General features: G+C 71.4%; 26 protein-coding genes and 1 tRNA gene. 15 read left to right on the forward strand and 12 right to left on the reverse strand.

Features of this window, described 5'->3' with window-relative positions:
- Window positions 1-18 precede the first annotated feature (18 nt).
- The 3 genes from QRN30_RS11745 to QRN30_RS11755 are packed head-to-tail and all read right to left on the reverse strand — an operon-like array spanning window position 19 to window position 2,118.
- Window positions 19-261 carry a hypothetical protein gene (locus QRN30_RS11745; protein WP_194590572.1) on the reverse strand — a complete coding sequence of 81 codons (243 nt, stop codon included), beginning with the start codon at window positions 259-261 and terminating at the stop codon, window positions 19-21.
- 10 nt (window positions 262-271) lie between these two features.
- On the reverse strand, window positions 272-1,435 hold the full coding sequence (locus QRN30_RS11750; RefSeq protein WP_284761126.1) for a sensor histidine kinase: 1,164 nt from the start codon (window positions 1,433-1,435) through the stop codon (window positions 272-274).
- On the reverse strand, window positions 1,432-2,118 hold the full coding sequence (locus QRN30_RS11755; protein ID WP_040418670.1) for a response regulator transcription factor: 687 nt from the start codon (window positions 2,116-2,118) through the stop codon (window positions 1,432-1,434). The genes QRN30_RS11750 and QRN30_RS11755 overlap by 4 nt, the downstream gene beginning before the upstream one ends.
- A gap of 124 nt (window positions 2,119-2,242) precedes the next feature.
- Between QRN30_RS11755 and QRN30_RS11760 the strand changes: the two genes are divergently transcribed.
- Complete coding sequence (locus tag QRN30_RS11760; protein WP_284761127.1) at window positions 2,243-3,415, forward strand: acyltransferase family protein; 1,173 nt, start codon at window positions 2,243-2,245, stop codon at window positions 3,413-3,415.
- Here QRN30_RS11760 and QRN30_RS11765 read toward each other — a convergent pair.
- The gene (locus tag QRN30_RS11765; protein ID WP_052481778.1) at window positions 3,372-3,791 is read right to left on the reverse strand and encodes a MerR family transcriptional regulator; all 420 of its coding nucleotides are present in this window, start codon (window positions 3,789-3,791) and stop codon (window positions 3,372-3,374) included. The two genes, QRN30_RS11760 and QRN30_RS11765, sit on opposite strands and share 44 nt — an antisense overlap.
- Before the next feature lie 91 nt (window positions 3,792-3,882).
- On the opposite strand from QRN30_RS11765, the gene QRN30_RS11770 reads away from it, so the two are divergent.
- Window positions 3,883-4,866: an aldo/keto reductase gene (locus tag QRN30_RS11770; protein WP_214562163.1), complete on the forward strand. Its 984-nt coding sequence runs from the start codon at window positions 3,883-3,885 to the stop codon at window positions 4,864-4,866.
- A 57-nt stretch (window positions 4,867-4,923) separates the two neighbouring features.
- Here the strand turns inward: QRN30_RS11770 and QRN30_RS11775 are convergent, their stop codons facing one another.
- Window positions 4,924-6,135, reverse strand: coding sequence for an FAD-dependent oxidoreductase (locus QRN30_RS11775; protein ID WP_071251454.1), 1,212 nt, complete (start codon window positions 6,133-6,135; stop codon window positions 4,924-4,926).
- Between the two features lie 187 nt (window positions 6,136-6,322).
- Here QRN30_RS11775 and QRN30_RS11780 point away from each other — a divergent pair, with 187 nt between their 5' ends.
- Both QRN30_RS11780 and QRN30_RS17645 read left to right on the forward strand, forming a co-directional pair.
- Window positions 6,323-6,661 carry an ASCH domain-containing protein gene (locus QRN30_RS11780; protein WP_214562164.1) on the forward strand — a complete coding sequence of 113 codons (339 nt, stop codon included), beginning with the start codon at window positions 6,323-6,325 and terminating at the stop codon, window positions 6,659-6,661.
- A gap of 293 nt (window positions 6,662-6,954) precedes the next feature.
- On the forward strand, window positions 6,955-7,428 hold the full coding sequence (locus QRN30_RS17645; RefSeq protein ID WP_350225053.1) for an NUDIX domain-containing protein: 474 nt from the start codon (window positions 6,955-6,957) through the stop codon (window positions 7,426-7,428).
- Here the strand turns inward: QRN30_RS17645 and QRN30_RS11785 are convergent.
- The 3 genes from QRN30_RS11785 to QRN30_RS11795 all read right to left on the reverse strand — a co-directional run bounded on the left by QRN30_RS11785 (window position 7,374) and on the right by QRN30_RS11795 (window position 10,848).
- Complete coding sequence (locus QRN30_RS11785; protein WP_284761128.1) at window positions 7,374-8,009, reverse strand: RNA polymerase sigma factor; 636 nt, start codon at window positions 8,007-8,009, stop codon at window positions 7,374-7,376. The genes QRN30_RS17645 and QRN30_RS11785 overlap by 55 nt on opposite strands.
- A gap of 456 nt (window positions 8,010-8,465) precedes the next feature.
- Window positions 8,466-8,538 (reverse strand) — tRNA-Val (locus QRN30_RS11790).
- 54 nt (window positions 8,539-8,592) lie between these two features.
- The gene (locus QRN30_RS11795) at window positions 8,593-10,848 is read right to left on the reverse strand and encodes a hypothetical protein (protein ID WP_284761129.1); all 2,256 of its coding nucleotides are present in this window, start codon (window positions 10,846-10,848) and stop codon (window positions 8,593-8,595) included.
- A gap of 164 nt (window positions 10,849-11,012) precedes the next feature.
- Here QRN30_RS11795 and QRN30_RS11800 point away from each other — a divergent pair, with 164 nt between their 5' ends.
- The 5 genes from QRN30_RS11800 to QRN30_RS11820 are packed head-to-tail and all read left to right on the forward strand — an operon-like array spanning window position 11,013 to window position 14,688.
- On the forward strand, window positions 11,013-11,657 hold the full coding sequence (locus QRN30_RS11800) for a SatD family protein (RefSeq protein WP_262159940.1): 645 nt from the start codon (window positions 11,013-11,015) through the stop codon (window positions 11,655-11,657).
- Window positions 11,657-12,532: a hypothetical protein gene (locus QRN30_RS11805; RefSeq protein WP_052481781.1), complete on the forward strand. Its 876-nt coding sequence runs from the start codon at window positions 11,657-11,659 to the stop codon at window positions 12,530-12,532. Before QRN30_RS11800 ends, QRN30_RS11805 begins: the two co-directional genes overlap by 1 nt.
- 43 nt (window positions 12,533-12,575) lie before the next feature.
- A complete protein-coding gene (locus tag QRN30_RS11810) occupies window positions 12,576-13,109 on the forward strand; it encodes a hypothetical protein (protein WP_140447963.1) in 534 nt (177 codons plus the stop codon).
- A gap of 50 nt (window positions 13,110-13,159) precedes the next feature.
- A complete protein-coding gene (locus tag QRN30_RS11815) occupies window positions 13,160-14,140 on the forward strand; it encodes an aldo/keto reductase (protein ID WP_042538995.1) in 981 nt (326 codons plus the stop codon).
- A complete protein-coding gene (locus QRN30_RS11820; protein ID WP_052481782.1) occupies window positions 14,137-14,688 on the forward strand; it encodes a hypothetical protein in 552 nt (183 codons plus the stop codon). The genes QRN30_RS11815 and QRN30_RS11820 overlap by 4 nt, the downstream gene beginning before the upstream one ends.
- 18 nt (window positions 14,689-14,706) lie before the next feature.
- Here QRN30_RS11820 and QRN30_RS11825 read toward each other — a convergent pair whose 3' ends face one another.
- Complete coding sequence (locus QRN30_RS11825; RefSeq protein WP_236559504.1) at window positions 14,707-16,281, reverse strand: phenylacetate--CoA ligase family protein; 1,575 nt, start codon at window positions 16,279-16,281, stop codon at window positions 14,707-14,709.
- Window positions 16,278-17,315 (reverse strand): nitroreductase family protein, encoded by a 1,038-nt coding sequence (locus QRN30_RS11830; RefSeq protein WP_071251441.1) that lies wholly within the window; start codon window positions 17,313-17,315, stop codon window positions 16,278-16,280. Before QRN30_RS11830 ends, QRN30_RS11825 begins: the two co-directional genes overlap by 4 nt.
- 103 nt (window positions 17,316-17,418) lie before the next feature.
- On the opposite strand from QRN30_RS11830, the gene QRN30_RS11835 reads away from it, so the two are divergent.
- From QRN30_RS11835 to QRN30_RS11855, 5 genes are all read left to right on the forward strand, one after another.
- The gene (locus tag QRN30_RS11835; protein WP_175470742.1) at window positions 17,419-17,796 is read left to right on the forward strand and encodes a holo-ACP synthase; all 378 of its coding nucleotides are present in this window, start codon (window positions 17,419-17,421) and stop codon (window positions 17,794-17,796) included.
- 81 nt (window positions 17,797-17,877) lie between these two features.
- Entirely contained in the window at window positions 17,878-18,177 is a 300-nt protein-coding gene (locus tag QRN30_RS11840; RefSeq protein WP_071251437.1) for an acyl carrier protein, read from the forward strand.
- Window positions 18,174-19,349, forward strand: a complete 1,176-nt coding sequence (locus QRN30_RS11845) for an acyl-CoA dehydrogenase family protein (RefSeq protein ID WP_284761130.1) — start codon at window positions 18,174-18,176, stop codon at window positions 19,347-19,349. Before QRN30_RS11840 ends, QRN30_RS11845 begins: the two co-directional genes overlap by 4 nt.
- On the forward strand, window positions 19,346-20,341 hold the full coding sequence (locus tag QRN30_RS11850; protein ID WP_194590585.1) for an amino acid--[acyl-carrier-protein] ligase: 996 nt from the start codon (window positions 19,346-19,348) through the stop codon (window positions 20,339-20,341). Before QRN30_RS11845 ends, QRN30_RS11850 begins: the two co-directional genes overlap by 4 nt.
- The gene (locus tag QRN30_RS11855) at window positions 20,338-21,924 is read left to right on the forward strand and encodes an alpha/beta hydrolase (RefSeq protein ID WP_194590586.1); all 1,587 of its coding nucleotides are present in this window, start codon (window positions 20,338-20,340) and stop codon (window positions 21,922-21,924) included. Before QRN30_RS11850 ends, QRN30_RS11855 begins: the two co-directional genes overlap by 4 nt.
- Window positions 21,925-21,961: 37 nt before the next feature.
- Here QRN30_RS11855 and QRN30_RS11860 read toward each other — a convergent pair whose 3' ends face one another.
- Window positions 21,962-22,879 (reverse strand): alpha/beta fold hydrolase, encoded by a 918-nt coding sequence (locus QRN30_RS11860; RefSeq protein ID WP_284761179.1) that lies wholly within the window; start codon window positions 22,877-22,879, stop codon window positions 21,962-21,964.
- A gap of 65 nt (window positions 22,880-22,944) precedes the next feature.
- On the reverse strand, window positions 22,945-23,433 hold the full coding sequence (locus QRN30_RS11865) for a peroxiredoxin (protein ID WP_017886715.1): 489 nt from the start codon (window positions 23,431-23,433) through the stop codon (window positions 22,945-22,947).
- 241 nt (window positions 23,434-23,674) lie between these two features.
- Between QRN30_RS11865 and aceE the strand changes: the two genes are divergently transcribed.
- Window positions 23,675-26,419, forward strand: coding sequence for a pyruvate dehydrogenase (acetyl-transferring), homodimeric type (gene aceE / locus QRN30_RS11870; RefSeq protein ID WP_017886714.1), 2,745 nt, complete (start codon window positions 23,675-23,677; stop codon window positions 26,417-26,419).
- Window positions 26,420-26,425: the final 6 nt, after the last annotated feature.

Genomic DNA, 26,425 nt, shown 5'->3' on the forward strand with positions numbered 1-26,425 from the left:
GCCCCGGCCCTGGACCGGTCACGAGTCCTTCCCTGCGCCCCGAGCACGCTTGCGGCTGTGCGCACGGGCAACGAGCACCGAGCCGATCTGCACGGCGACGAGGATGCCCCAGAGGACCGCCATCTCGGTGTGGAACCGGGACGGCTCCACGACGGCCAGCACCAGCCAGACCAGGGCGATCACCGCCCACCCCCAGACGAGCCACGGCAGGGGCTTGCCGATCAGCCGTTCGAGCAGACTGCGTCGCTGCGTCTCGGTCATGGCGCTGACGCTACCGGACGCCGGGGTGATCGCCGAGGACCCGGGGTGCCGATCGGCTGGGTCCTGCCGGATCTGGTGGCTGCCGATCCGGGAAGCGGGTCGAAGCGGTCAACCCGCCGACAGCTCGCGCCGTCAGGGTCAGCTCCGCACCGTGGACGGCCGCGATCATCGCGACGAGCGGCAGGCCGAGCCCGTGCCCGCTCCCGTCCGTCCGCGTGCGGTGGCGTCGTCGGAACGGCTCCGTCAACTCGTGCGCCTCGTCGGTCGGGATCACCTCGCCGTCGTTCTCGACCCGGAGCTCGGACGCCCCAGCGTCGAGCACCACCCGTAGGCTCCCGCCGGAGACGTTGTGGACCACGGCGTTGCGGATCAGGTTGCCGACGAGTTGCCCGAGCAACGGTCGGTTGCCCAGCACGACGACGTCGTCGAGCTGCACCGACACGACGATCCGCCGGGCGAGGCGTTCTGCGTCCACCGCCAGCAGCGCGGCCGCGACCTCGTCGCGGAGCGACACCGGGCGGGCGTCGATGGGCTCGTCCCCTCGTGCCAGGTCGAGCAGCGCCGTCGTCATGCGGATCATCTGGTCCGTGGTGACGAGCAGCCGTTCGAGGGTCTGCGTCCGGTCCGGCCCGTCGGGTGCGCGGAGGGCGACCTGCAGCATCGTCTTCATCGTGGCGAGCGGCGTCCGGAGTTCGTGCGAGGCGTTCGCCGCGAACCGCGAACGGCTGACGAAGGCGGTCTCCAGGCGGTCGAGCATCCGGTTCAGCGTCGCACCGACGTCGCGGATCTCGTCCGGTGGACCCGAGACGTCCACCCGGGCGTCCAGCGTGCCGGCACCGAGCCGGTCGGCGGTCGTGATGATGTCGCGCAGCGGGCGGAGGAGTCTGCCCGCGACGAGCCAACTGACGACACCACCGGTGCCCCCGACCACGAGCAACGCCGGGACCGAGACGATGACGAAGAGGCGCAGGACGTCGTCGCGGCCGGTGATCTCGTACACGTCGTGGGTCGATCCGTAGGGGAACGGGCCCGCCGTGAACGCGTAGCCGGGCACGATGGCGAGGACTGCGAAGACGACCGCGAGCATGACGGCACCGGTCAGCAGGATCAGCGCCGTGTACGTCAGGGTGAGGCGCGCCCGGATCGACAGACGGCGCAGCGCGGCGATCCTCATGCTTCCGGACCCTCGTGCACAGGACCCGGCGCGACCGCGTACCCGACACCGGGCAGCGTCCGGATGGCGTCGGGACTGCCGAGCTTCTTCCGCAGCGTCGAGATGGTCAGCCGGACCGCGTTGGTGAACGGGTCAGCGTGCTCGTCCCACACCTGCTCGAGCAGCTGCTCGGCACTCACGAACCCGCCGTCGGCACGCAGCAGGACCTCGAGGACCGCGAACTCCTTGCGCCCCAGGCGCAGGTAGCGGCCGTCGCGGTAGGCCTCGCGTCGGAAGGGATCGAGCCGGAGACCAGCCGTCTCGAGGACCGGTGCGACCGCGCGACGTGCTCGACGGTTCAGCGCCCGGAGGCGTGCCACGAGCTCCTCGAAGTCGAAGGGCTTCCCGAGGTAGTCGTCGGCCCCGAGCTGGAGGCCGTGGACGCGCTCAGCGAGTGTCGTCGACGCCGTCAACATGAGGACGCTCGGTGCTTCCGGGTCAGCGACGATCCGGGCGCAGACGTCGTCCCCGTGCAGACCGGGGATGTCCCGGTCGAGCACGACCACGTCGTACGTGTGGACGGCCAGCTGATCGAGCGCGGCCAACCCGTCGCCCACCGTGTCGGCGGCGATCGCCTCGAGCCGCAGGCCCGCGCGGATCGCCTCCGCCAGGAACGGCTCGTCCTCCACCACCAGTACCCGCACGTCGCTCCTCGCTTCTCGCTGCTCCGGCTGATCCGGACCCGGTCAGCACAGCAGGTCGGATGTATGCGGAGCGTATGCGCTCGACCAGACGCCCGGCTGACGTGCCGACTGTTCCGATGAGGGCATGTCCAGAACCGACCCCGCGCTCGAGCACCCCGTCCTGCCGTCGTTGACCGGCCTGCGCTGGGTCGCGGCGTTCGGGGTGTTCGCCTACCACGTGCGGAACCTCGGGTACTTCGACGGGAACGCGCAGACGGCCCTGAGTGCCGTGGTCGGTAGCGGCGACACCGGCGTCTCGCTGTTCTTCATGCTCTCCGGCTTCGTCCTGGCCTGGTCGGACCGCGCGGTAGACGACACCGCGGGATCGGTGCGAGCCGCAATGCGCTTCTGGGCCCGCCGTGCCGCGCGGATCTGGCCGCTCCACCTGGTCGCCGTCCTCGCCGCGATCATCGTGGCAGCGACACTTCTGCCGGGCATCCGGACGACGTCGCCGGCAGCCCTCGTGGCGAACGTCCTGCTCGTCAACGCCTGGCACGCCCCGTGGTGGCAAGCCGGGAACCCGGTGTCGTGGTCGCTGACCTGCGAAGCGTTCTTCTACCTGACGTTCCCGTTCCTCATCCGGCTGCTCCGTTCCGCGCACCCCGCCGTGCTCGCGGCCCTCGCCGCGCTGGCAGCCGTCCTCGTCCTGGTCGCGCCGGTGCTCGTGCCGCACCTGCCCGGTTCTCCGGTCCCGGCGAGCTGGCCACCGGCACGGTTCCCGGAGTTCCTGCTCGGTGTCCTCACCGCTGCCCTGGTGCGCTCGGGCGCCTGGCGCGGACCACGACTCGCGGTCCCCGTCCTGCTGACGGTCGCGGGCCTCCTCGCCGCAGACCTGCACCCCACGTCGCGCTTCGCACTGACCGGCTGCACGGTCGTGGGGTTCTCGCTGCTGCTGCCCGCGCTCGCCAGGGCGGACGTCGAAGGACGCACCACCGGCCTGTCGTCTCCGCTGCTCGTGCACCTGGGAGCCAGGTCGTTCGCGTTCTACCTCGTCCATCTCCTGACGATCGACGCGGTGCTGGCCTTCCGCCCCCTGGGCACGGCCGCCGGAGGAGTGACCAGCGTGCTCCTGACCCTGCTGGCCTTGGTGGCCGCACTCGCCGTCGCGTCCGTCCTGCACGACGCGGTGGAGGTCCCGGTGCGCCGGCTCCTGCTCCGCGGCACGCGGCCCGCTGCTCGACGTGGGCCGGAGGCCGGACGAACGGACCAGGGCTTCAGGCAGCTGATCCGCCCGACGGTCGCACGTTCCCGTCGGTGATCGACTGGCGGTACGCGTCGATCTTCCGTTCCAACGCGGCCAGGTGACGGAGCAGTTCCCCCTGTCGATCCAGCACGACCGCGTGGTGGCGCTCGAGGAGCGCGAGTCGTTCGGCGTCATCGGCACCGGCTCGGTACGCGGCCGCGTACTCACGCATCTCCCGCACGTTCATCCCCGTACCGCGGAGCATAACCGTCCCGGCGAGCCAGCGCAGCGCAGCCGTGTCGTACCGCCGCCATCCATCCGGACCGCGCTCGGGCGCGGGCGCGATGCCTTCCTTCTCGTAGTAGCGGATCGTGTCGATGGTGATGCCGAGCACGTCCGCCGCGACGCCGATCGTCACCGGTTCGACGACGTGGACCTCGGGAAGCAGCACAGGGCGCAGTCTCGCACTTGACATGGTCTGCGCACCAGGGTGGATCGTCATCCTCGCCCGGGTCCTCCCCGGAGAAGAACGGAGCACTCCCGTGCAGCAACTCCCCCTCGGCTCGCAAGGCCTCGTCACGTCCGCACTCGGGCTCGGGTGCATGGGGATGAGTGCCTTCTACGGCGGTGCCACCGAAGCCGGATCCGTCGAGACCATCCGCCGCGCACTCGACACGGGGATCACCCTGTTCGACACGGCAGAGGCGTACGGGCCGTTCGCGAACGAGGAGCTGCTCGGCCGGGTCCTCGGCGCAGACCGGGGCCGCGTGGTCGTCGCATCGAAGTTCGCCACCGACTTCGCCGACGACGGCACCGCGATCGGACTCGACGGGTCCCCCGAGCACGCCCGCCGCGCGATCGACCGCTCCCTCAGCCACCTCGGCACCGACCACGTCGACCTCTGGTACCTGCACCGCGCCGACCCGAACGTGCCGATCGAAGACACGATCGGTGCGATGGCTGAAGCCGTCACCGCCGGCAAGGCCCGTGCCATCGGCGTCTCGGAGACCTCCGCCGAGACCCTGCGCCGTGCGCACGCGACGTTCCCGATCACCGCGATCCAGTCGGAGTACAGCCTGTTCGAGCGTGACGCCGAACACAACGGCGTCCTCGACACCGCCAGGGAGCTCGGCATCGGGTTCGTGCCCTTCTCACCGCTCGGGCGGGGGTTCCTGTCCGGGAACATCACCAGGAAGGACGGTCTCCCCGCCGGCGACGCCCGACGGAACCTCCCCCGGTTCTCCGACGAAGCCATCGACGCGAACCTCCGCATCGTCGACGCACTCACGGTCATCGCAGACGAGAAGGGCGTCACCACGGCGCAGCTCGCCCTCGCGTGGCTGATCCGGGCCGGTACCGTGCCGATTCCCGGCACCACGAGGGCATCGCGTGTCGAGGAGAACGTCGCCGCTGCCGACGTGGTGCTCACCGACGGCGACCTGGATCGCATCGAGGCGGCCGCACCGCACGGTGTCGTCGTCGGCGCCCGCAACACCGAGGCCGGGATGGCGCGAGACCGCGGCTGACCGAGGTGCGTGGCGGGAGTGCTCACTGCACCCTGCTGCTCGGAGGTTCGTCGCGGATCAGGTCGACGGGTCGAACCGGTACATCCACGCCGCAGGTCCCCCACGGTCTCGCCGCGCCGTGAACGCTGCGCCGGGCAGGACGAACCGATCGCGGACGATGGATCCCACCCTGCCGAGCGTCTTGCTCGTGTCCAACAACTCCCCTTGGCGCGTGATGGCGCGCACACGCTGACCGCGTCGCTCGTGCATGTGGACCGCAAGGGTCGTTGCCGGCACGCCACTCGCCACCAGCGAACCGAGGATGACGGCGTCCTCGAGAGCGAGGGAAGCACCCTGCCCCGCCGTCGGAGGAATCGCGTGTGCCGCGTCCCCGACGAGGACCACCCGCCCGCATCCCCACCGCACCGGGCGCGGCGTGGTGCGCGACGCCCACACGTCCACGTCGGCCGAGCCCGCCAGCAGGGCAGGCGTCGGCAGGACGTCCCGCCCGACGAGACGCGGGAGCATCGCGACCCACTCGGCTCCGGTCATCCCGACTGCAGCTGAGGCGCCGCCGTCCACGGCGCTGAGCCGGGGGTTCGCGAACCACATGACGGTGGAAGCGTCGACCCGCAACGTGCAGACGAAGCAATCCCTGCCGAACCGGAACTGCAGGGTGCCTGCGGGACCGGTCTCGGATTCCGTGAGCCCGGTGCCGGAGGAACTGCCACCGATGTTGACGACGGGAGCCAGCACATCCGTCGGGGTTGCGCCACCGTGCTCGGGTCCGTGGCTCCCGAAGGTGCGTCGGACAGCGGAACCGATGCCGTCGGCGCCGACGACGATGTCTGCGGTGAACCGCTCGAGCGTCTCGGTGAGCACGCTCGCCCGGTCACCCTCGTCGACAGCGCTCAGCACCCGGGCGCCCTGGATGATCGTGATGCCCCGCTGTTCCGTGTCGGTCCGGAGGAGCCGGTGGAGATCGGCTCGTTGCAGCGAACGGGTCGCGCCCTCCTCCTGCTGGAGCCCGAGCGGGAGCTCCGCGGTCAGCCGCCCCTTCGGGTCGAAGGTCTGCAACCGCGGCGTCGGGACCCCGATCTTCGAGACGGCGGCGCCGAGACCGAGCGCACGGAGCGCTCCGACCCCGTTGCTGGCCACCTGCAACCAGGATCCGGCGTCGTCTGCAGCGCCGGTGCTCCGCTCGAGCACGATCGGGACGTGCCCTGCTCGGTGCAGCGCGATGGCTGTGGCGAGGCCTGCGACACCGCCCCCGACGACGATTGCGTGCATGCGATGAACCCGTTCGTCTCGTCACGGAAGTCGTCGCACTCGCGCCGGACCTGCCGGGGTTGCGCTCGTGAGACGATCGTATGACCGGACGCGACCAGGTGCGCTGAGAAGCGTTGCAGGCTCACTCGCTGGACAGCGCGCCGTCGGACTCCCGCGCCCTTCGATCGCCATCCGGCAAGGTGGATGCATGACCGACTCCGACCCGTCCACCGTCCACTTCCACCAGAAGCACCACGAAGCGATCATCAGCGGCGAGAAGGTCACCACCGTCCGGTGGAACGAATCCGTGCGGGTCGGCGATGCGACGTTCGTGTTCGACGACCACCCGACTGCCGAACCGCTGGCCGGCACGATCACCGCCGTGCACCAGTACCGGCTCGACACCCTCACCGCAGAACAGGCGCGCCAGCCTCCTGAGACGGACATGCAGCTCTTCGGGCAGCAGCTCCGTGAGAACTACTACCCCGACATGCCGGACGATGCTGTCGTCGAGGTGGCCGAACTCTCGATCAAGCCCGCTCGATAGCCGTTCCGGCTGCGTGTCGTCGCGGTCCGCTGTCCGGGGATCGAGCGCGTGCGGAGCGCTGTGGGCCTCGGGAACCTGGCCAGCACCCCGACAGCACGTCTCGCTCGCCGATCTGCTGGCGGCGGCCGGTAGCCGATCCGCTGCCGACACCGCGTCTCGATGTTCGGCGTGCCGGTTCGTCCTACGCTGGCGGTGTGGACGAGTGGTGGGATCTTGTGGACGCGGCCGGGGTGCCGACGGGTGGGACGTTCCGGCGCGGTGACGCGGGTTGGCCGGGTGGGTCGTTCCATCTGGTGGTCACGGTGTGCGTCTACCGGGCCGACGGAACCGTCCTGCTCACGCAGCGGGCTCCGACGAAGGAGTTCGCCTTCGGGTGGGAGTTCCCCGGTGGGAGCGCGTTCGCAGGCGAGACTGGTCGTGCAGCTGCGTGCCGAGAGCTGCTCGAGGAGACCAACGTCACCGTCGAGCCCGAGGCGCTGCGCCGCGTCGGCCGCTTCACCGAGGAGACGGCGCTCGTGGACCTCTTCGTCGTGCAGGAGCCGAGTGGGTCAGCGGTGCGAGCGGATCCTGCCGAGGTGATGGACTGGCGTTGGGTCTCCCTGTCGGAGGTCAGCACGCTTCGCACGAGCGGGGTGATGGCGGCCCCGTGGGGGCCGCGGCTGGATGCGCTGTGGCCAGCGGTGACGGCATCGATCCTGGCCGCCTCGCCGCCTCACCGCCAGCTGACGAGAGACCGATCGACCACAGCTCGCGCACGCGCGATGTGACCGCGCACGGTCGAGTGCGGCAGACCCAGCGCCGCGGCGATCTCGGCGTAGGACCGACGCTCGAGATGGCGCAACTCCCAACACCGTCGCTGCATCGGCGCCATACCGTCAATGACCCGCTGCGCGGCTGCGACCAGCGATGCTCGCTCCGCGACGGCTCCCGGGGCGTTGTCGACGGACACAGGAGCCGTCTCATCGAGTTGCGTCCGGTACCGCGTCGCAGCACTCCGGAGCCGATCGAAGCTCCGGCGTCGGACCGTGGTCACGAGCCATGCCGTGACCGCGTCAGCATCGCGCAGCGCTTCGAGATGGGTCCACGCGGCGATGAAGGTCTCCTGCACGACGTCGTCGGCTTCACTGGACCCGCGCAGGATCCGCACGGCGATCGTTCGGAGCAGCGCAGCATTCCGCCCGACGATCATCGCGAACGCGCGATCGTCCACGGCGTCGGGAGCCACTCGCATCGGTGCCGCCGGCGGAGCGAATGCGTGCTGCTCCTTCACTGGGTTCCGTCGCCGGACCGGGGACTCGAGCACCCCGGTCCGGGCGGACGCGGTCTGCTGCAGTGTCGTCATCGACATACGGGTCCACTCCTCGGATCAATTGCGTGAGGATGTTTCGGACTCGTGGAGCAGGAGGGTGGGTGGGCGAAGGTCCCCAGTGCGAGGGCCAGGACGCCGGAACGACAACCGCTCGCTGCGGAAGCGCGGTCCGGAACCGGACGTTCCACCGAGGCAGAGAACGGGACCGCGGCGATCCGGTCGGCGACGCGGTGGATGCGGCGGCGATCGTCTACGAGCCGATGAGCCCCGTTGCCAAGGCGACGATCACACCGACGCCGGCGAACACTGCAACCAGACCCCCGACGATCGCGGCGAGCTGCTGGTCCTTGTTCATCCCCATGGTCGGAGCATACGAGTTCCGACCGCTCGGTCGTGGCCTTCGGTCTCTGTAACGGACCCTGCAGCACCGTGGTCCCGAGCCGGACTGCATGCGTTGTGGCGCAGCCCCAGCACGTTCTGGTCCGGCCTCGTGAGTGGGCCCTGCCGGGATCGAACCGACGACATCCACGGTGTAAACGTGGCGCTCTACCAGCTGAGCTAAAGGCCCTCACCACGATCCTAGAGTGTCAGCGCTCGATCGTCGTCGAACCGAGCAGGCACGTCACGACGTCCCGCACCGGGGTCGATCGCACCGGATCACGAGGCCAGGCACGTCCTCGTCCCGGTCGTCCGTCGCACCACCGGACAGCACGATCGGGGTGTCGTCGGCGGTCAGGCCGATCGCCAGGGTGCCGGTGCTCGACCGTGCGTCCTGCAGCGGCGGGAACCGGGCGATCGTCGTCTGCTCGGAATCGGTGCACCGCGCATCACGGCACGACAGGAGTCCCAGGGTGCCGCGTTCCTCGTCACGGACCGCGACGAGTGGCCGCCCCGATCGATCGATGACGAACGCCGGGAGCAGGTTCGTCGGCCCGTTCGGCGTGATGTCCGTGTGTGACGAAGACGAGCACGACGCATCCGCGCAGAACGTCAGCCGTTGGGTCGCGATCCCGTTCGACCGCGCGAGCACGACCGGGTTCCCGTCGCCGCCGATCGCCACCCGCGCGTCGTACGCCTCGTCCCACGCCCGCACCGGCTTGCCCGGCGGGATCGCGTGCGACAGGTCGCGGACGACGGGCTGGCCGCCGTCCGGGCGGAACGACACCAGCCGCAGGGCGGAGAAGGTCGGTGAACCGGCGTCGGTCTCGGACACCAGCGAGACCACGGCGGTGCCGTCCGGCGCGACGGCGACGTCCACACCCTGGTGGTCCAGCGGCGGGATCCACGGCAGCGCCACCTGCCGAACCGTGTGTTCGGCGCAGGACACGTCCTCGCAGAACACGGCGACCAGGTGCGAGCGTCCTTCCGGTTCACCGCCGCGGGCGATCCCGACCACGACCGGCCGGTCGCCGGAACTCGCGACTGCCACGTCGGTCATCCAGTAGCTGACGCGCCCCTGATCGGTGTCCACGATGTCGACGGCGGCGACCGTGGTGCGGCGCCCTTCCGGGCGGTCCACGGCCGGCGCCTCGTCGGCGGAGTCACGCTTCTCCGCCCGTCTCCCCGCGGGCCAGGCGGCACCGTCCGACTTCGGTGCCACATCGAGTTGGTCCGCGCGTGAGTGCACGACTTCGAGCTCGTACTGCTGCGCGACCTCGTCCTCGAACCGCACCTTCCACTGGGCGGTGAGCAACCCGCCGTCGCCGGCGCTCCCGATCGCGGAGCCGCCGGTCAGGCCGGGCATCTCGACGGGGGTGTCGCACGACGCATCCCCACACATCCGCAGACGGCTGGGCGGTGTCGACGGCGTGCTCACGACCGCCGTCCGGCCTCCGACGTCCGCGATGTCGCCGCCGAGCAGGCCGCGCGCATCCGCAGGGGCGGCGTCGTACTGCACGACGCCGATCGGATTGCTCGAGACGATCACCGCGAACACCACCGCCGGGACGAGCACCACGCCCGCTCCGACGAGTCCAGGCCGCGCCCGTCGTCCCCCGGCCACCGGGTCCGTCGTCAGCGGTGACCGGAGCCGACCGCCGTCGTTCCGTGTTGCGGCCCCGCGCACCGCGATCGCGACGACGACCAGCACCAGGCCGGTCACGGCGATGCAGCACCAGGCCACGACGACGCTGCTCCGGAGCGCCGACGGCGGCAACAGGCGCAGCAGCAGCAGGACGCCGACCCCGAGCACCGTCACCAGTGTCGCTCCCCCGACGAGCGCACGACGTGGCGTCGCCGTCGCCTCGTGTCCACCACGGACGATGACCCGACCAGATCCCCAGGCGCGACGGTAGGCCGATCGACGGGGCACACCGGCCACGACCAGCGCCCAGCCGAGCAGCAGCGGCGCCACGATGACGGCACCGACCGCCAGCAGCACGACGATCACGACGGTGCCCCATCCACCTGCCCGCCACCACACAGCGGTGGCCGTCACCACCGCCACCGCCACCAACGCGACGAGAGCGGCCTCGACGACGAGCCGCCAGTGGTGGACCGACCACCGCCAGGCGTCGCGCGGCCCCGCCACCGCATCGTCTGCGGCCGCGAGCACGACCACGGTGGCTGCGGTCACCCCGAAACCGAGCCCGAGCGCCGCGATGACCGCGCCCACGGCGAAGAGGGGCGCAGGCACCCCGGTCCCGTCGAGGGCCGCGAACGCACCGTTCACCAGGGCGACCCGACCACCCGGTACGCCGAGCAACAGCACCACCCCGGCCAGCAACAGCCCGGCAGCGAACGGCACCCCGAAGGCGAACACCGCACGGCCACCGCTCCAGACGATCAGCGGCACGGGTGGTGGGCCGTACTGCCGCCGCACCGCGGTCCCCGTCGATCCGGCGCCTGCGACACCCGTCCCCGGTCGTGCATCATCCATCTGCTCGTCCCCCTCCGACAGCGTCCGCCCATGCTGTCAGGTTCGACGGCACACGTCGAGAAGGTGACATTTCAGCCGTCAGCCCGCCCCGGTGCATGAGCGACCGACCCGAATGGTTTAGCCCAAACCTTACTTTCAACGATATGAAGCTCTACGCTTAACCCATGCAGCCCGAGCCCCTGTTCGCCGTGATCGTCGACCTGGTCGACTCCCGCACGCTCGCGGACCGCTCCGCAGCCCAGCACGACGTCGAGCGCGCGTTCGACAGTACCGCTGACGTCACCGCCCTCGATCCCCTGCGCGCCACCGTCGGCGACGAGTTCCAGGTCATCTACGGCACGCTCACCGACGCGCTGCTGGCGACCACGGCAGCGACCCTCGCGCTCCCCCAGACGGTGCAGATCCGGCTCGGCATCGGCCGCGGACAGGTCCGGACGATCGGTACCGGCGGCGGCGGCCCCCTGCAGGACGGCCCCGGCTGGTGGTCGGCGCGGGACGCCATCAACGAGACCCACCGCCGCGAGGACGGCCGGACCGCGTTCCTCCGGTCCTGGTACCACGACGCGGACGACCGCCACGGAACGACGGAGCGCCTCGTGAACGCCTACTTCCTCGGTCGCGACCACGTCGTCTCGCGGCTCGCACCCCGCGCCCGCCGGATCGCACTCGGGCTCGTGCAGGGCCGGACGCAGGCGCAGATCGCCGCGGACGAGGGGATCAGCCCGTCGGCGGTGTCCCAGACCGTGCAGAAGTCGGGCGTGGCAGCCGTGGTCGAGGGCCTCCGCGTCCTCGGGGACGGGGGCCGCTGATGCTCGCCGGTGTCCTCCTCGCCCTCGTCGGGCTGGCCGACGTCGTCCGAGCACGGACCGGGACGGACGCGGCACCACGGCGCGTGCTGACCACCACCGTGATCGTCCTGCTCTGGGCCGCCGTGACGACGACGGCGGTGCTCGGCCTCGGCCTCGCCGTCTGGTCGGCGCTCGTCACGGTCGTCCTCGCAGCCCTGTGGGTCGCGACCACGATCCCGGTGCGCTCCGGCGGAACCCCCGGCGGTCGGGATCGACCACTCCCCTGGCTCCGCCGCTCGGGGTCCTGGCCGGCCGTCCTGCTCGCGGTCGCCGTCGCCGTGCTGCTGCTCTGGGCGCCGGGCCCGGACGCGCCCGGCTTCGTGGCCGACTGGCACCGCGACGCCGGCCCGACGTTCGTCGGAGCCGTCCCGCTCGCAGCGATCGTCGCCGGCGTCGGCTCGGCGCTGTTCCTGGTCGACTCGGCCAACGTGGTCGTCGCCCAGGCGCTGCCACCGGGGCTGTCGTCCGACGCACGGCCCGACGCGGCGGCAGCGGCCGAGCAGACCCGCCGCAAGCGCTTCGGCTGGCGCCGCACCGCCAAGGCACCCGCGGCCGACGCAGCCGCAGCCGCAGCCGCAGCCGCGGACAGCACGGTCACCCTCAAGGGCGGACGCATGATCGGCCCGATCGAGCGGCTGCTGCTGGCCGGGTTCTCGTTGGCCGGCGCCTTCCCCGTCGTCGCCGCCCTGATCGCCGCGAAGGGGATCGTCCGGTTCCCCGAGATCCGCCGCGAGACGACCGGGTACCAGGCCGAGTACTTCCTGATCGGCAGCCTGGTGAGCTGGGCGATGGCCTTCTCCGCCGCCGGCATGTGCTGGTTGCTGGCACTGGGCTGACGAACGCACCCGGCCCCCGATGTCCGCAGGTACGCTCTCCTGCGTGAACGGTGTCGGAGTCGGTGTGCTCGACGAAGCCGGGCGGCTCCGCCTGCTCGGTGCAGGTGTGACGGGTGCCGCCTTCGCCGTCGTGCTGGTCATGCTGGTCCTGTCGTCGTGGACCGAGGCGACGACCACCGTCCTGGTCTCGGTCGGCATCCCGACCGCGACGGCCGGAGCCGCGATCGCCGTCGTCCTGCAGCGCCGAGCCTGGCGCGCCGAGGGCGGCTACGAACGGTCGATCGTCGTCCGCGAGTGGATCGCCGACGGCCAGGTGCCCGCCGGGGTGCCGGCAGACCAGTGGATCCCGCTCGTGCAGGCCCAGGCCGACCGCGAAGGCGCCGGCTGGGGCAAGGTCGTCCTCGGCGTGCTGTGGATCGCGATGACGTGGTCGATGCGCGACCAGCACGGCACGCTCATCACGACGATGCTCATCGTGCTCTGGAGCGCGATGGCCCTGTGGGCGGCCGTCTGGGTCATCCCCCGTGCCCGGGCAGCGCGAGCGCTCCTGCGTCGCGGCGTCTCCACGATCGGCTGAACCCCGCTCGGCTGAACCCCGCTCGTGCGCGCCTGACTACGCTCGGACCCATGCAGAGTCGCACCCTCGGCCGCACCGGCCGCTCCGTCTCCCCCATCGGCCTCGGCACCTGGCAGTTCGGCGGTGACTGGGGTCCGGTCTCCGAAGCCGACGCGAACGCCGTCATGGACGCATCCGTCGAGTCGGGCGTCACCCTGTTCGACACCGCCGACGTCTACGGTGACGGCCGGAGCGAGCAGCTCATCGGCGCGTGGCGTGCCGCGAACCCCGACGTGCCGCTGACGATCACCACGAAGATGGGCCGTCGCGCCGACCAGGTCCCCGAGAACTACGTCGCCGCGAACTTCCGCGAGTGGGTCGACCGCTCCCGCCGGAACCTCGGTCAGGACACGCTCGACCTCGTGCAGCTGCACTGCCCGCCGACCCCGGTCTACGAGGACGACGCCGTCTACGACGCCCTCGACGCCCTGGTCGCCGACGGCTCGGTCGCCGCCTACGGCGTCAGCGTCGAGACCGCCGACCAGGCGCTCACCGCGATCGCCCGGCCCGGCGTCGCGAGCGTCCAGATCATCCTCAACGCGTTCCGGCTCAAGCCGCTCGACCGCGTGCTGCCGGCCGCTCTGGAGGCAGGGGTCGGCATCCTCGCGCGCGTCCCGTTGGCCTCGGGGCTGCTCTCCGGCAAGTACACGACCGACACGTCGTTCGCCGAGGGCGACCACCGCAACTACAACCGCCACGGCGAGGCCTTCGACCAGGGCGAGACCTTCAGCGGCGTCGACTACGACGACGGCGTGCGCGCCGCCCAGACCTTCGCGGCGTCCCTGCCGGACGCCGTCTCCGTCCCGCAGGCAGCGCTCGCGTGGATCATCGCGCAGGACGGCGTGACGGCGGCGATCCCGGGCGCGCGCAACCCGGAGCAGGCGCGTTCGAACGCCGCTGCCGGCGACCTGCCGCCGATCGAGGGACTCGACGCCACCGTCCGCGACCTGTACGACACGTGGTTCCGCGCGAGCGTCCACGACCGCTGGTGAACCTGCGGAGCGTCGCGGTCGCGGTGGCCGCACTCCTGCTGCTGTCCGGGTGCGCGGCGCCCGGAGCGGTGACCACCCGTGACGCTCCGCCGTGGCCACGCCCGACGGACCTGACGGCCCGCGCGGAGTCCGCCGGGCTGCACAACGTCTGGGGCGAACGGCTGGCCGAGCACGTGCACTCGCACCTGACGATCCTGGACGGCGACGAACCGGTGACCGTCCCGGCGAACATCGGTCACTCCGACGACCGCGAGTTCGCCGCCGAGATCCACACGCACGACACCTCGGGCATCGTGCACGTCGAGTCCCCGACGAAGCAGACGTTCACGCTCGGGCAGTTCTTCGACGAGTGGGGTGTCTCGCTCGGCCCGGAGCACGTCGGTGGCCTGCGCGGCGAACTGACCGTGTGGGTCGACGGGCACCGACGGATCGGCAACCCGCGCTCGATCGAGCTGACGGACCTGCGGCAGGTCGTCCTCATCGTCACGACCGTGGGCGAGGTCCCCCGCCTGCCGGCTCCCTTCGACTGGCCGCCGCAGTACGACTAGCGCCGGAACCGGCTCGCTTCAGGCCTCCTTCGCAGCGACCCACGACAGGTCGAGGTCCCACTGCTCGACCGAGCCGGCCGGCAGCTGCCACACGTACTCGTTCTTGAGCTTCTTGCCGTCCTCACGGAACGGCCCCGTCCGGTACGGGTAGAACGCGACCGTCGGCAGTGTGCCGGGCGGGGCCGTGCGGATCGCGTTCGAGAAGTCCTTGTTCAACCGGCGGAGCTCGGCGATCACGGCGCCGCGAGCGGCATCGGCGTCGAACCCACCGGCGCCCGAGGCGAGCTGGAACGCGATGTGCAGCTGCCGGTCCCCGTGGTCGTCCTCGTAGCTGATCAGCCGGTGGTTCTCGACGGCTTCGAGCAGCTCCGGGTCGCCGTACACGACGTCCCGCACCACGTCGGGCGCGACGACGGCCCCGTTGTAGTCGACGGACAGGTCGGACCGGCCGTAGTGGAACAGCAGCGGCAGGTCGAGCTCGGCCTCGGCGGCGAGCGCCGCGTGCCCCGTCGCCCGCAGCACGGAGCGGAGTTCCTTCATCCGCACCACGTGTCCGCGGTCGTGGATGTTGTACCGGATGCGGGGGCTGATGTTCTCGGAGCGGGCGATCGTCACCACGAGTTCGCCGAGGTCGTTCGTCTCGATCAGGTAGCCGAACGGGTTGAACTGGAACACCATCGGGAGCACCCCGTACTCGCCCTGCTTGGTCAGGGCGGCGGAGAGTTCCGGTGAGGCGGCGATCGCCCGGCGGAGCTGCACGCTGAACGGTGTCTCGATGCCGAGGTTGATCTCGAGGTCGCTCGCCCCGTAGGAGCCGAGGACGGCCTGCGCGTACTGCTCGATGTGGGCGCGCATGTTCTCGCTGATGCCCTCGCCCCCGAACGCGGCGACGATCGTGTACTGGCTCCAGTCGAGCCGGTCGTCCTCGAACAGGGCCTTCAGGAACGGTGGGTAGCTGCAGATGATGTAGGTGAAGTCGGTGCCGAACTCGCGCATCGTCTGCACGATCTTGTCGCGGTCCGGGCCGATCGACTTGATCATGGAGGACTCGGTGAGCGAGGCGGTGACGTTCATCCCGGTGGCCCAGGCCCCGAGCGAGAAGGCGTTGAGCACGAACGGCTGTTTGGACAGGTCCTTCGCGGTGCGGGAGAACCCGAGCTGCAGCAGCTGTCGGGTGGCCTGGCGTTCGTCGGGGCCGCGCACCCAGCTGGTCGGGGTGCCGCTCGATCCGCTGGACTCGTCGACGACGACGCCGCGTCGGGGCAGGCGTCCGTCGATGCAGCGTTCGGGGATGCTCCAGCGCTTGACGTAGGAGTCCTTGTCCATCTCGGGCAGTCCGGAGATCGCCGCGGCGATCCCGCCGCGGGTGTCGAGCCTGGAGGCGCGTCCGGACTCCGCCAGGAACGCGCGGTAGGCGGGGACCCGCTTGGCGGCCCGTTCGGCGGTCCGCCAGGCGCGCCAGCGTCCGAGGGTCCAGCGGAGCGGCTCGATGCCGGGCGTGAGCAGGAGCTTGTGGGTGCCGACGCGGGGCATGAACAGTGCGACGAAGGTCTCGACCACCCACACCACCGTGAACACCGCTGCGCGCTTCACCGGGTCCCCCCGACGGTCATCGCTGCTGCGGGGCGGCGGTGTGCCAGGGGTGGTGGGTCGCTGTGTCCGAAGCGGAACAGCATCCAGGCCATCCGCCCGTCGGACTCGTCGACGCCCGCGCGTTCCACGAACGCGGCGTGTGACCGCGGGTTGGTGATCACGGTGCCGAAGGGGTGCATCGCGATGCCGCGTGCGGAGAACTCGAGCCAGATGCGCATGAAGACCCGGCCGGCCTCGACGTACTCGGCCGGGGTGCTGAACGGTCCTTCGAGCCAGGCGAGCTGTCGGACGCCCCGCATGGTGGACAGGTACACCCTGCGGAAGACCCCGCCGATGCCCGGTGCCTGCCAGAGTCCGCGGTGCTCCATGGCGAACCGGAGCACCGGGCCGGGCATGAGCATCGTCTCGGCGGACAGTCCGTCGCCGGTGGCCGCTGCCTGTCGCTTCGAGAACCGCAGCCAGTGCAGGATCTCGTCGTGCACGGCGTCGTGCTGCAGGTCGTCGAACAGGGTCTCCTGGTTGACGCGGACGATCTCGTCGACGGTGGCACGGTCGTCGGTGGTGCGGAAGCGTTGCCCGGCCGCCGAGGCGATGGCGGCTGCGGCCTCGATCGCGGTGGCGTCCACCAGGGTCGAGTCGTAGGGCCTGCGTGAGGTGCGCCGGGCGAGGAAGCCGGCCAGGGCCTCCCGGTCGTCGGCGGTGACCACGTGCGGACGCAACGTCACGGTGCCCAGCCGGTGCAGGTGGTCCTCGGCACCAGCGCCGAGCCGACCGAAGTCCATCTCGGCGTGGTCGAGCTGTTCCTGCACGGTGAACCCGTGCGCCCGTGCCACCACGTCGAGCCCGGCCAGGAACACCCCGGCGCAGACGTGCCCGAACGGGATGCCGAACGATTCCGCCGGCAGCCCCCGTCGCAGGTCGTAGAACACGGTCGCGGTGTGGTCGTCCTCGACGCGCACGACGATCGGTTGCGAGTTGTGCGGCGACGGGTAGTGCCGCGCGTCCTCGATGATGCCCGTCCACGGTGATGCCATCGTTCCCCCTCGGTGGTCCCTGGCGACGATCATACGAACCCCTGCCGTCCGCCATGCCCGTCGGGGCATGCACGGTGGAGGACTCCTGCGTACCCTGCTCCTCGTGCAGACCATCCGGACCGGGACCGACCTCGCCGCGGTCGAGGACGTCGTCGACGCCGTCGCGGCCCACGGCGAGCGGTACCTGGACCGCGTGTTCACCGTCCGGGAGCGCGCCGACACCGGTGACGACCCGGAGCGCCTGGCGGCTCGGTTCGCCGGCAAGGAGGCCGTGGTGAAGCTGCTCCGGCCGGCCCCGGACCAGGCGATCCCGCTGCGTGACGTCGCCGTCGTGCTCGACGCCGCCGGCGCCCCCACGGTCACGCTCTCCGGGGCGGCGGCAGCGCTGGCGGAGTCGATCGGGTGCGGCCCGATCGCGATCTCGCTGGCGCACGAACGGGGGCTTGCGGTGGCGACGGCGGTGGCCCTTTCCGAGTGGTGACCCGGGGCGCGTGACAGGGGTGCGGTTTCCCGCATCCGCACGGCGGTTTCCCGAGGGCTGTTCCTCCTTATGGTTGCCGTCATGGAACAGGACCCGAACCCCTCCAGCGCCACCGCGACGATCGCCGGACCGGCCACCGACCAGGCTGTCCGCCGCGCCCTCGCCGAGCACGGCCGGCTGACGGTCGACGCGTGGGACGTCGCGCCGATCGCCGACCTCTACGTCCTCGGCCTGACCTCGCACGCGACCGTCAACGTGATGCTCGCGGTGGAGTCCGAGCTCGACGTCGAGTTCCCCGACTCCGTGCTCAACCGGTCCACCTTCGCCAGCGTCGAGTCGATCACCGCCGCCGCGGAGCTCGCCGCGGAGCTCGCCTCGTGACCCTGGTCCTGCCGGCACCGTCGGTCGTCGACCGGTTCGACGAGCGTGCGAGCGCGGTGGCCGAGGTCGCCGCGCAGTTCGCCGACGAGGTCGACCGCGACGCCCGGCCCCCGCGTGAGGCCATCGCCGCGATGCGGGAGTACGGCCTGCTCGCGGCAGCGGTGCCGACCGAGCACGGTGGCGAGGGCGCCTCCGTGGCCGAGCTCTCGGCGATCGCGACCGAGCTCGGCCGGGCCTGTGCCGCGACCGGCATGGTGTTCGCGATGCACCAGGGCCAGGTCATGGCGCTCTGGCGGCACGGCGGCGACGGTGCCGGCGTGCTCGAGACCATCGAGGCCGTCCGGGGCGGGGCACTCGTCGCGTCGGCAACGAGCGAGCGCGGCGTCGGCGGCGACGCCCGGCGTTCCACCTGCTCCATCGAGCCGACCGACGACGGCCGGATCCGCCTGCGCAAGGACGCGCCGGTGATCTCCTACGCCACCGAGGCCGACGCGGTGTTCGTCACCGCGCGACGCGACCCGGACGCCCCGGCGTCGGACCAGCGACTGCTCATCTGCCGCACCGACACGATGGTCCTGTCGCAGACGTCGACCTGGGACACCTTGGGGCTCCGCGGCACCTGCAGCAACGGGTGGATCCTCGACACCGAGACGACGACCGACCGGGTGTTCCGCGACGACTACGCCGCGATCTCCGCCCAGACCGTCCTGCCGGTGTCGCACGTGCTGTGGGCCTCGGTCTGGCTCGGCATCGCCGTGTCGTCCGCCGAACGTGCCCGCAGCGCCGTCCGCAAGCAGGCCCGGGCAGCCGTCGGCACGACCCCGCCCGGTGCCCTCCGGCTCGCCGAGCTCCTGGTCGACCTGCAGGCGCTGGCCGACTCGGTGCGCCACGCCGCCGAACGGTTCGACGCCGCCGCCGACGACCCGGACGTGCTGGCCTCGAGCGCGTACGCCCTCGCCGCGAACGCCCTGAAGATCGGTGCGTCCGAGCGCGTCACCGACATCGTCACGAAGGCGCTGCGCATCGTCGGGATCGCCGGCTACGCCGCATCGGGTCCGATGAGCATCGCCCGCCACCTCCGAGACGCCCACGGTGCCGCCGTCATGGTGAGCAACGACCGTCTCCTGGGGAACGACGCCGACCTGGCCATCATGACGGGAGTGATCCTGTGACCACCACGGACACCACCACGCACACCACCGACGCCTCCACCGCGGACACCGCGGACACCGCCGGCACGGACACCGCCACGGCGCTCGACGCCGCCCGCGCCGCCCTCCGCGCCCGCCTGCTCACCGACGGCGTGCTCCTCGACCTCGGCACGCCCGGCCTCTACGGCCGCACCGGGGTGTTCGAGCGCGTCTCCGCCGCGGTCGACGCCGCAGCGGTCCGCAGCCAGCAGCACCTCGGCGCCGAGGTCCTGCGTTTCCCGCCGGTCGAGCCGCTCGCGTCGTTCGAGCGCACCGACTACATCGCGTCGTTCCCGGACCTCGCCGCGTCGATCTCCGGGTTCACCGGCGACGACCGCACCCACCGCGCGCTGCTCGCCGCCCGCGAGCGCGGGGAGCGCTGGGAGGGCTTCCTCGAGCCGGCCGACCTCATGCTCACCCCCGCTGTCTGCCACCCCGTCTACGGCCTCATCGGCGACACCGTGCCGCAGCAGGGCCGGTTCCTCGACGTCCTGGGCGACTCCTTCCGCCGGGAGCCCTCGCTCGACCCGATGCGCCTGCAGGCCTTCCACATGCACGAGTTCGTGCACGTCGGCACCCCCGCGTCCGCAGCGGCCCACCGCGACGGCAGCATCCCGGTGATGCGCGCCCTGCTCGAGTCGTTCGGGCTCGAGATCGACGTCGTCCCCGCCAACGACCCCTTCTTCGGCCGCGTCGGGCAGATGCTCGCCCGCAACCAGGTCGAGCAGGCCCTGAAGTTCGAGTTCGTGACGAAGGTCTACGGCGCCGACCACGACGCCACCGCGATCAGCTCCGCGAACCTGCACGAGGACCACTTCGGTACCTCGTTCGGCCTGCGCACCGAGGACGGGCAGGTGGCGCACAGCGCCTGCATCGCGTTCGGCCTGGAACGCATCACCATCGCCCTGTTCGCCGCCCACGGCACGGACCTCGACGCCTGGCCGGCGTCCGCCAGCGCCGCCCTGGCACTGTGACCACGCTGCACGGCTGGTCCGGATCGCCGGCGATCCGCGCCGCGGTCCAGCTCCCCGCCGCCGCGCGCGCCGGTGTCGTCATCTGCCCGCCGCTCGGGCAGGAGGGCGTCATCGCGTACCGCACGCTCCGCCTGCTGGCCGACCGTCTGGAGGCCCGTGGCATCGCCTCGGTGCGCTACGACCCGTCCGGACGTGGTGACGGCGCACCCGACACCACGTCCGACGCGCAGGTCCGGTCCGCGCGCCACGCCGCTGCGCTGCTCCGGTCGACGGGCATCCGGGACGTCGCGTTCGTCGGGCTGGCGTCCGCCGCACTCGTCGCCGCCGCTGCCGCCCAGACGACCGACGGCCTGCTCGTCTGGGACGCCCCGGCGTCCGGCAGGGGCTGGCTCCGCCGACAGCGTGCCCTGGCGACGATCACCATCGGGGCCGATCGGGTCGTCGACGGTGTCGAGAGCCTCATCGGCATCGAGGTCGACACCGACGAGGCCGCCGCACTGTCCGCCCTGGCGTTCGCTCCGCGCACCGGACCGACCGTCGCCCTCGTCCGTCCGGGTACCCGTGCGCCGAAGCCCCTCGGTGGCGTCGAGGTGACCGAGGTCACCGGCAGCCCGGAGCTGCTCGACGGCACGAGCATCCACGCCCGGATCCCCGGCACCGCCATCGACACCGCCGTCGCCTGGCTCGGTGCCTGGGCACCCACCGCTGCGGCACCCGTCGCCCCGCCCGAGCTCGACGAGGTCCTCGACGTGGACGGCCGCGTCTCGGAACGGATCGTCCGCCTGGGCCCCGAGCGGCTGTTCGCCGTCGAGACCGTGTCGTCCGCGCAGCACCACGACGCCCCGCTCGTCGTCCTGCACAACGGCGCCGCGGAGCACCGCGTCGGCGCCACCGACTACCAGGTCGGACTCGCTCGGGCCCTGGCACGCGACGGCGCTCGGGTGGTCCGCGTCGACCGCCGCGGCACGGGCGAGAGCAGCGCCGTGCACGAGGACGAGCGCAGCTTCCTGTTCGCCCAGGAGTGGGTCGAGGACCAGTCCGCCGTCGTCACCGCCCTCGGCGAACCCTCGGACCGTCTGGTGCTCGTCGGCATGTGCGCCGGTGCCTGGCTCGCGGGCCGCTCGGCCGAGGAGGCCCCACGCCTCGTGGTCGAGATCAGCCCGAACGACTACCGGCGGCATCCCGCGGCCCCCGGGAGCTACGAGGACGCCGTCCGCGCGATCGACGCCCCCTCACCGACGCGACTCTGGATCCGGCACCGCTACAACGCCCTGGTGCCGAAGGCCCTCCGCGACCGCATCGCCCGACGCGACCGGGTCGGCGGCGTCGTCGAGCACGTGCGCCCCCTCGTCGAGCACGGCACCGACGTGGTCGTGATCGTGGCCCCGGACGACGCCGCACTGTTCGACCGTCTCGGCGGGCAGAAGGCCGTGCGTCGCTACACCGGCACCGGCCGCCGTGGCGCCCTGTCGGTCGTGCGGGTCGAGGCCGGCGACCACTCGCTGTTCTCGCCCGTGATGCGGCAGGCGGTGCAGGCCGAGGTGCGCTCCCGCGTCGCGGCGACGTTCCCCGTGCCCGCCTGACGGCTGCCGACCGTGCGGCAGGCCGGCGTGCAGGAGCTCAGACGAACCCGAGCTCGTGCGCGACCGCGTCGGGACGCTCGACGTGGGCGAAGTGCCCGCACGCCTCCAGCAGCACCGTGCGGGTCTGCGGCACGAGCGCCCGCAGTGCGGCCAGGTCCGAGACGCGAGCGAACACGTCGTCGCGGCCCGCGATCGCCGTCACCGGGCAGGTGATCGCGCGCCACCGGTCGACGTCGTACGCCGCCGCCGACCGTGCCGCCTCGGTGAACTGCTCCGGCCGGAGCTCGTCCACGAAGGCTGCCAGGACGCTCGGGTCCAGGCGTCGCACGTGCGTGAACACCGGCGCCGCGACGAGTGGCAGCAGGCCGATCCGGGCGATCCCCCGGAGCAGCGGACGAGCGGCGCCACCGGTCACCGTCAGGCCGGCTCGCAGCAAGGTGAACGCCGGCAGGGTGCCGAGCGCCCGGACGGGGTGCCGAGCTGCACCGGCCGTCGCGACCGTCGTGCCGGACACCAGCGCGAGCGACCGGACCCGCTCGGGCGCCACCACGGCCAGGTGCAACCCGACGAACGCGCCCATGGAGTGCCCGACGACGTCGACCGCACCGAGGTCCAGTGCTCCGAGGACCGCGGTCACGGCAGCCGTGACGGCGTCGAGCCCGAACGGACCGTCGGGGGCCGGCGAGGACCCCCAGCCGGGCAGGTCGACGAGCACCAGTCCGCGGGCACCGATGCCGTCCGCGGCGCGCAGCAGCGGGGTCCACGTCGACCAGGAGCCGGCGATGCCGTGCAGCAGCAGGAGCGGGTCCGGGCCGACGCGGTGGTGCACCACGACGGGGCCGGTCGGGGTGTCGACGACCGTGCGGGTCAGGCCCCAGGCGCCGGGCGTGACGCGCACCGGGTACGGGGCGTAGCCGTCGGAGGCGACCCCACGACCACGCGCGTCGGTGTCCATGGCGTGCACCGGGCCTCCTGTCCGACCGTCGACGCGGATGCGTCCGTCAGCAGGGATTCGGAACGCTAGCCGACGGGGACGGGTGCCGAGCAGGCGGCGAGCCGGTCGAGGGCCGCCTTGTACTCGGCGACGTCGCGCTGCAGGCCGGGCTCGGTGATGATCGAGGCCTTGATGCGGCCCTGCACGTCGATGACGAAGGTCGCGCGGGTGGCGAAGCCCTTGTGCTCGAGGAACACGCCGTACTCCTTCGAGACCGCGCCGTGCGGCCAGAAGTCGGCGAGCAGTTCGAAGTCGTAGCCGTTCGTCTCGGCGAACGACCGCAGCGTCGCCTTCGAGTCGACCGAGATGCCGAGGAGCTCGATGCGCTGGTCCTGGAACATCGTGATGTTGTCCTGCAGGGTGCAGAGCTCGTTCGTGCACCCGGACGAGAACGCCAGCGGGAAGAAGACGAGTGCGACCGGGCGGTTGCCGCGGAAGTCGCTGAGTCGGACGTGCTCACCGAACTGGTTCGGGAGCTCGAAGTCCGGCGCGAGTGAGCCGATCTCCAGTGCCATCGCTACGTGTGCTTCTTCCTCGGGCGTGGGGTGTGCCCGTCGGGTCCGTGCGCCGCGGATCGCGTGTGCACGATCGGCCATGCTACGCCGACGACACGCGAATGCAAGCACCCGTCCACCTGCACGTCACCATCAGCATCAGCGTCGGTCCTGGGGCCTAGAGTGGACGGGGCCCCAGCCGGTCGCGACCCGACCACCGGAGCCACCATGTCCACCACCACGAGAACGAACGAGGTCAAGGGTGACGGTGAACGACCAGGACCCGTACAGCACCGGGGCGAACGACCAGGATCCGCAGGAGACCGCCGAATGGCGTGAGTCCCTGGACGGGCTGGTCCAGACCCACGGACACCAGCGCGGTCGCGAGATCATGCTGAGCCTGCTCAAGCGGTCCAAGGAACTGCACCTCGGTGTGCCGATGGTCCCGACGACGGACTACGTGAACACCATCGCGCCGGAGAACGAGCCGGAGTTCCCCGGCGACGAAGAGCTGGAGCGCCGGTACCGCCGCTGGATCCGCTGGAACGCGGCCATCACGGTGCACCGCGCGCAGCGTCCGGGCATCGCGGTCGGCGGGCACATCTCGACGTACGCGTCGAGCGCCGCGATGTACGAGGTCGGCTACAACCACTTCTTCCGCGCGCAGGACCACCCCTCCGGTGGCGACCAGGTCTTCTTCCAGGGCCACGCCTCCCCCGGCATGTACGCCCGCGCCTACATGGAAGGGCGCCTGTCCGAGGACCAGCTCGACGGGTTCCGGCAGGAGAAGTCGCACGCCGGCGGCGGCCTGTCGTCGTACCCGCACCCGCGCCTCATGCCGCACTTCTGGCAGTTCCCGACCGTGTCGATGGGCATCGGCCCGATCAACGCGATCTACCAGGCGCAGCAGGCCAAGTACCTGTCGAACCGCGGCATCAAGGACGCCATGGACCAGCAGGTCTGGGCGTTCCTGGGTGACGGCGAGATGGACGAGGTCGAGTCCCGCGGCCAGCTCCAGGTCGCTGCGAACGACGGCCTCGACAACCTGAACTTCGTCATCAACTGCAACCTGCAGCGACTCGACGGTCCGGTCCGTGGCAACGGCAAGATCATCCAGGAGCTCGAGGCGTTCTTCCGCGGTGCGGGCTGGAACGTCATCAAGGTCGTCTGGGGCCGCGAGTGGGACGACCTGCTCGCCCGCGACACCGAGGGGGCGCTGCTCAACCTGATGAACCAGACGCCGGACGGCGACTACCAGACGTACAAGGCCGAGAACGGTGCCTACGTGCGCGAGAACTTCTTCGGGCGCGACCCGAAGGCGCTCGAGCTCGTCCAGGACTACACCGACGACCAGATCTGGAACCTCAAGCGCGGTGGCCACGACTACCGCAAGGTCTACGCCGCGTTCAAGGCCGCGACCGAGCACAAGGGCCAGCCGACCGTCATCCTGGCGAAGACGGTCAAGGGCTACGGCCTCGGCCCGAGCTTCGAGGGCCGCAACGCGACCCACCAGATGAAGAAGCTCACGCTCGACAACCTCAAGCAGTTCCGCGACGAGATGCGCATCCCGATCTCCGACGCGCAGCTGGAAGAGAACCCCTACACGCCGCCGTACTACCACCCGGGCAACGACGACGAGGCGATCCAGTACATGCACGAGCGCCGTCGCGCGCTCGGTGGCTACGTGCCGGAACGTCGCACGAAGTACACGCAGTTCACGCTGCCGGACGACTCGAAGTACCAGGTCGTGAAGAAGGGCTCCGGCAAGCAGGAGGTCGCCACCACCATGGCGTTCGCCCGCCTGCTGAAGGACCTGCTGCGCTCGCCCGACTTCGGCGACCGCGTGGTCCCGATCATCCCGGACGAAGCACGCACGTTCGGCATGGACGCCTACTTCCCGTCGGCGAAGATCTACAACCCGAACGGCCAGCACTACACGTCCGTCGACCGCGAACTCCTCCTCGCCTACAAGGAGAGCCCGCAGGGCCAGATCATCCACGTCGGCATCAACGAGGCGGGCGCCCTGGCGGCGTTCACCGCGGTCGGTACCTCGTACTCGACGCAGGGCGAGCCGCTCATCCCGGTCTACGTCTTCTACTCGATGTTCGGGTTCCAGCGCACCGGCGACGCCATCTGGGCCGCCGGCGACCAGATGACCCGTGGCTTCATGATCGGCGCGACCGCCGGCCGCACCACGCTGACGGGCGAAGGCCTGCAGCACGCGGACGGCCACTCGCCGCTCCTCGCCACGACGAACCCGGCCGTCGTCTCGTACGACCCGGCGTACGGCTACGAGATCGGCCACATCGTCAAGGCCGGCCTCGACCGCATGTACGGCACGAACGAGGACGGCTCGCCGAAGCACGCCGACCCGAACGTCATGTACTACCTGACGGTCTACAACGAGCCGCTGGTGCAGCCGGCCGAGCCCGAGGGCGTCGACGTCGAGGGCATCCTCAAGGGCATGTACCTGCTCAAGCCGAGCGAGCACGACGGCCCGAAGGCCCAGCTGCTCGCGTCCGGTGTCGCCGTGCCGTGGATCCTCGAGGCGCAGCAGCTCCTCGCCGAGGACTGGGGCGTGTCGGCCGACGTGTGGAGCGTCACGAGCTGGGGTGAGCTGTACCGCGACGGTGTGGCCGCCGAGCAGCAGGCGTTCCTCAACCCGAACGAGCCGGCCCGCACGCCGTTCGTCACCGAGCGTCTGCTCGGCACCGAAGGACCGGTCGTCGCCGTGAGCGACTTCATGCACCTGGTGCAGGAGCAGATCCGTCCGTTCGTGCCGACCGACTACGCCACCCTCGGTGCCGACGGCTTCGGTTTCTCGGACACCCGTCCGGCCGCTCGCCGCTTCTTCCACATCGACGGCCCCTCGGTCGTCGTGCGGACGCTGCAGCAGCTCGCCCGCCAGGGCAAGGTCGACGGCGCGCTCGTCCAGCAGGCGATCGACAAGTACCGCCTGCACGACGTGACCGCCGGCACCACCGGCAGCGCGGGCGGCGAGAGCTGATCACCC

The organism is Curtobacterium sp. MEB011, assembly GCF_030209655.1.
Classification (GTDB): Bacteria; Actinomycetota; Actinomycetes; order Actinomycetales; family Microbacteriaceae; genus Curtobacterium; species Curtobacterium poinsettiae.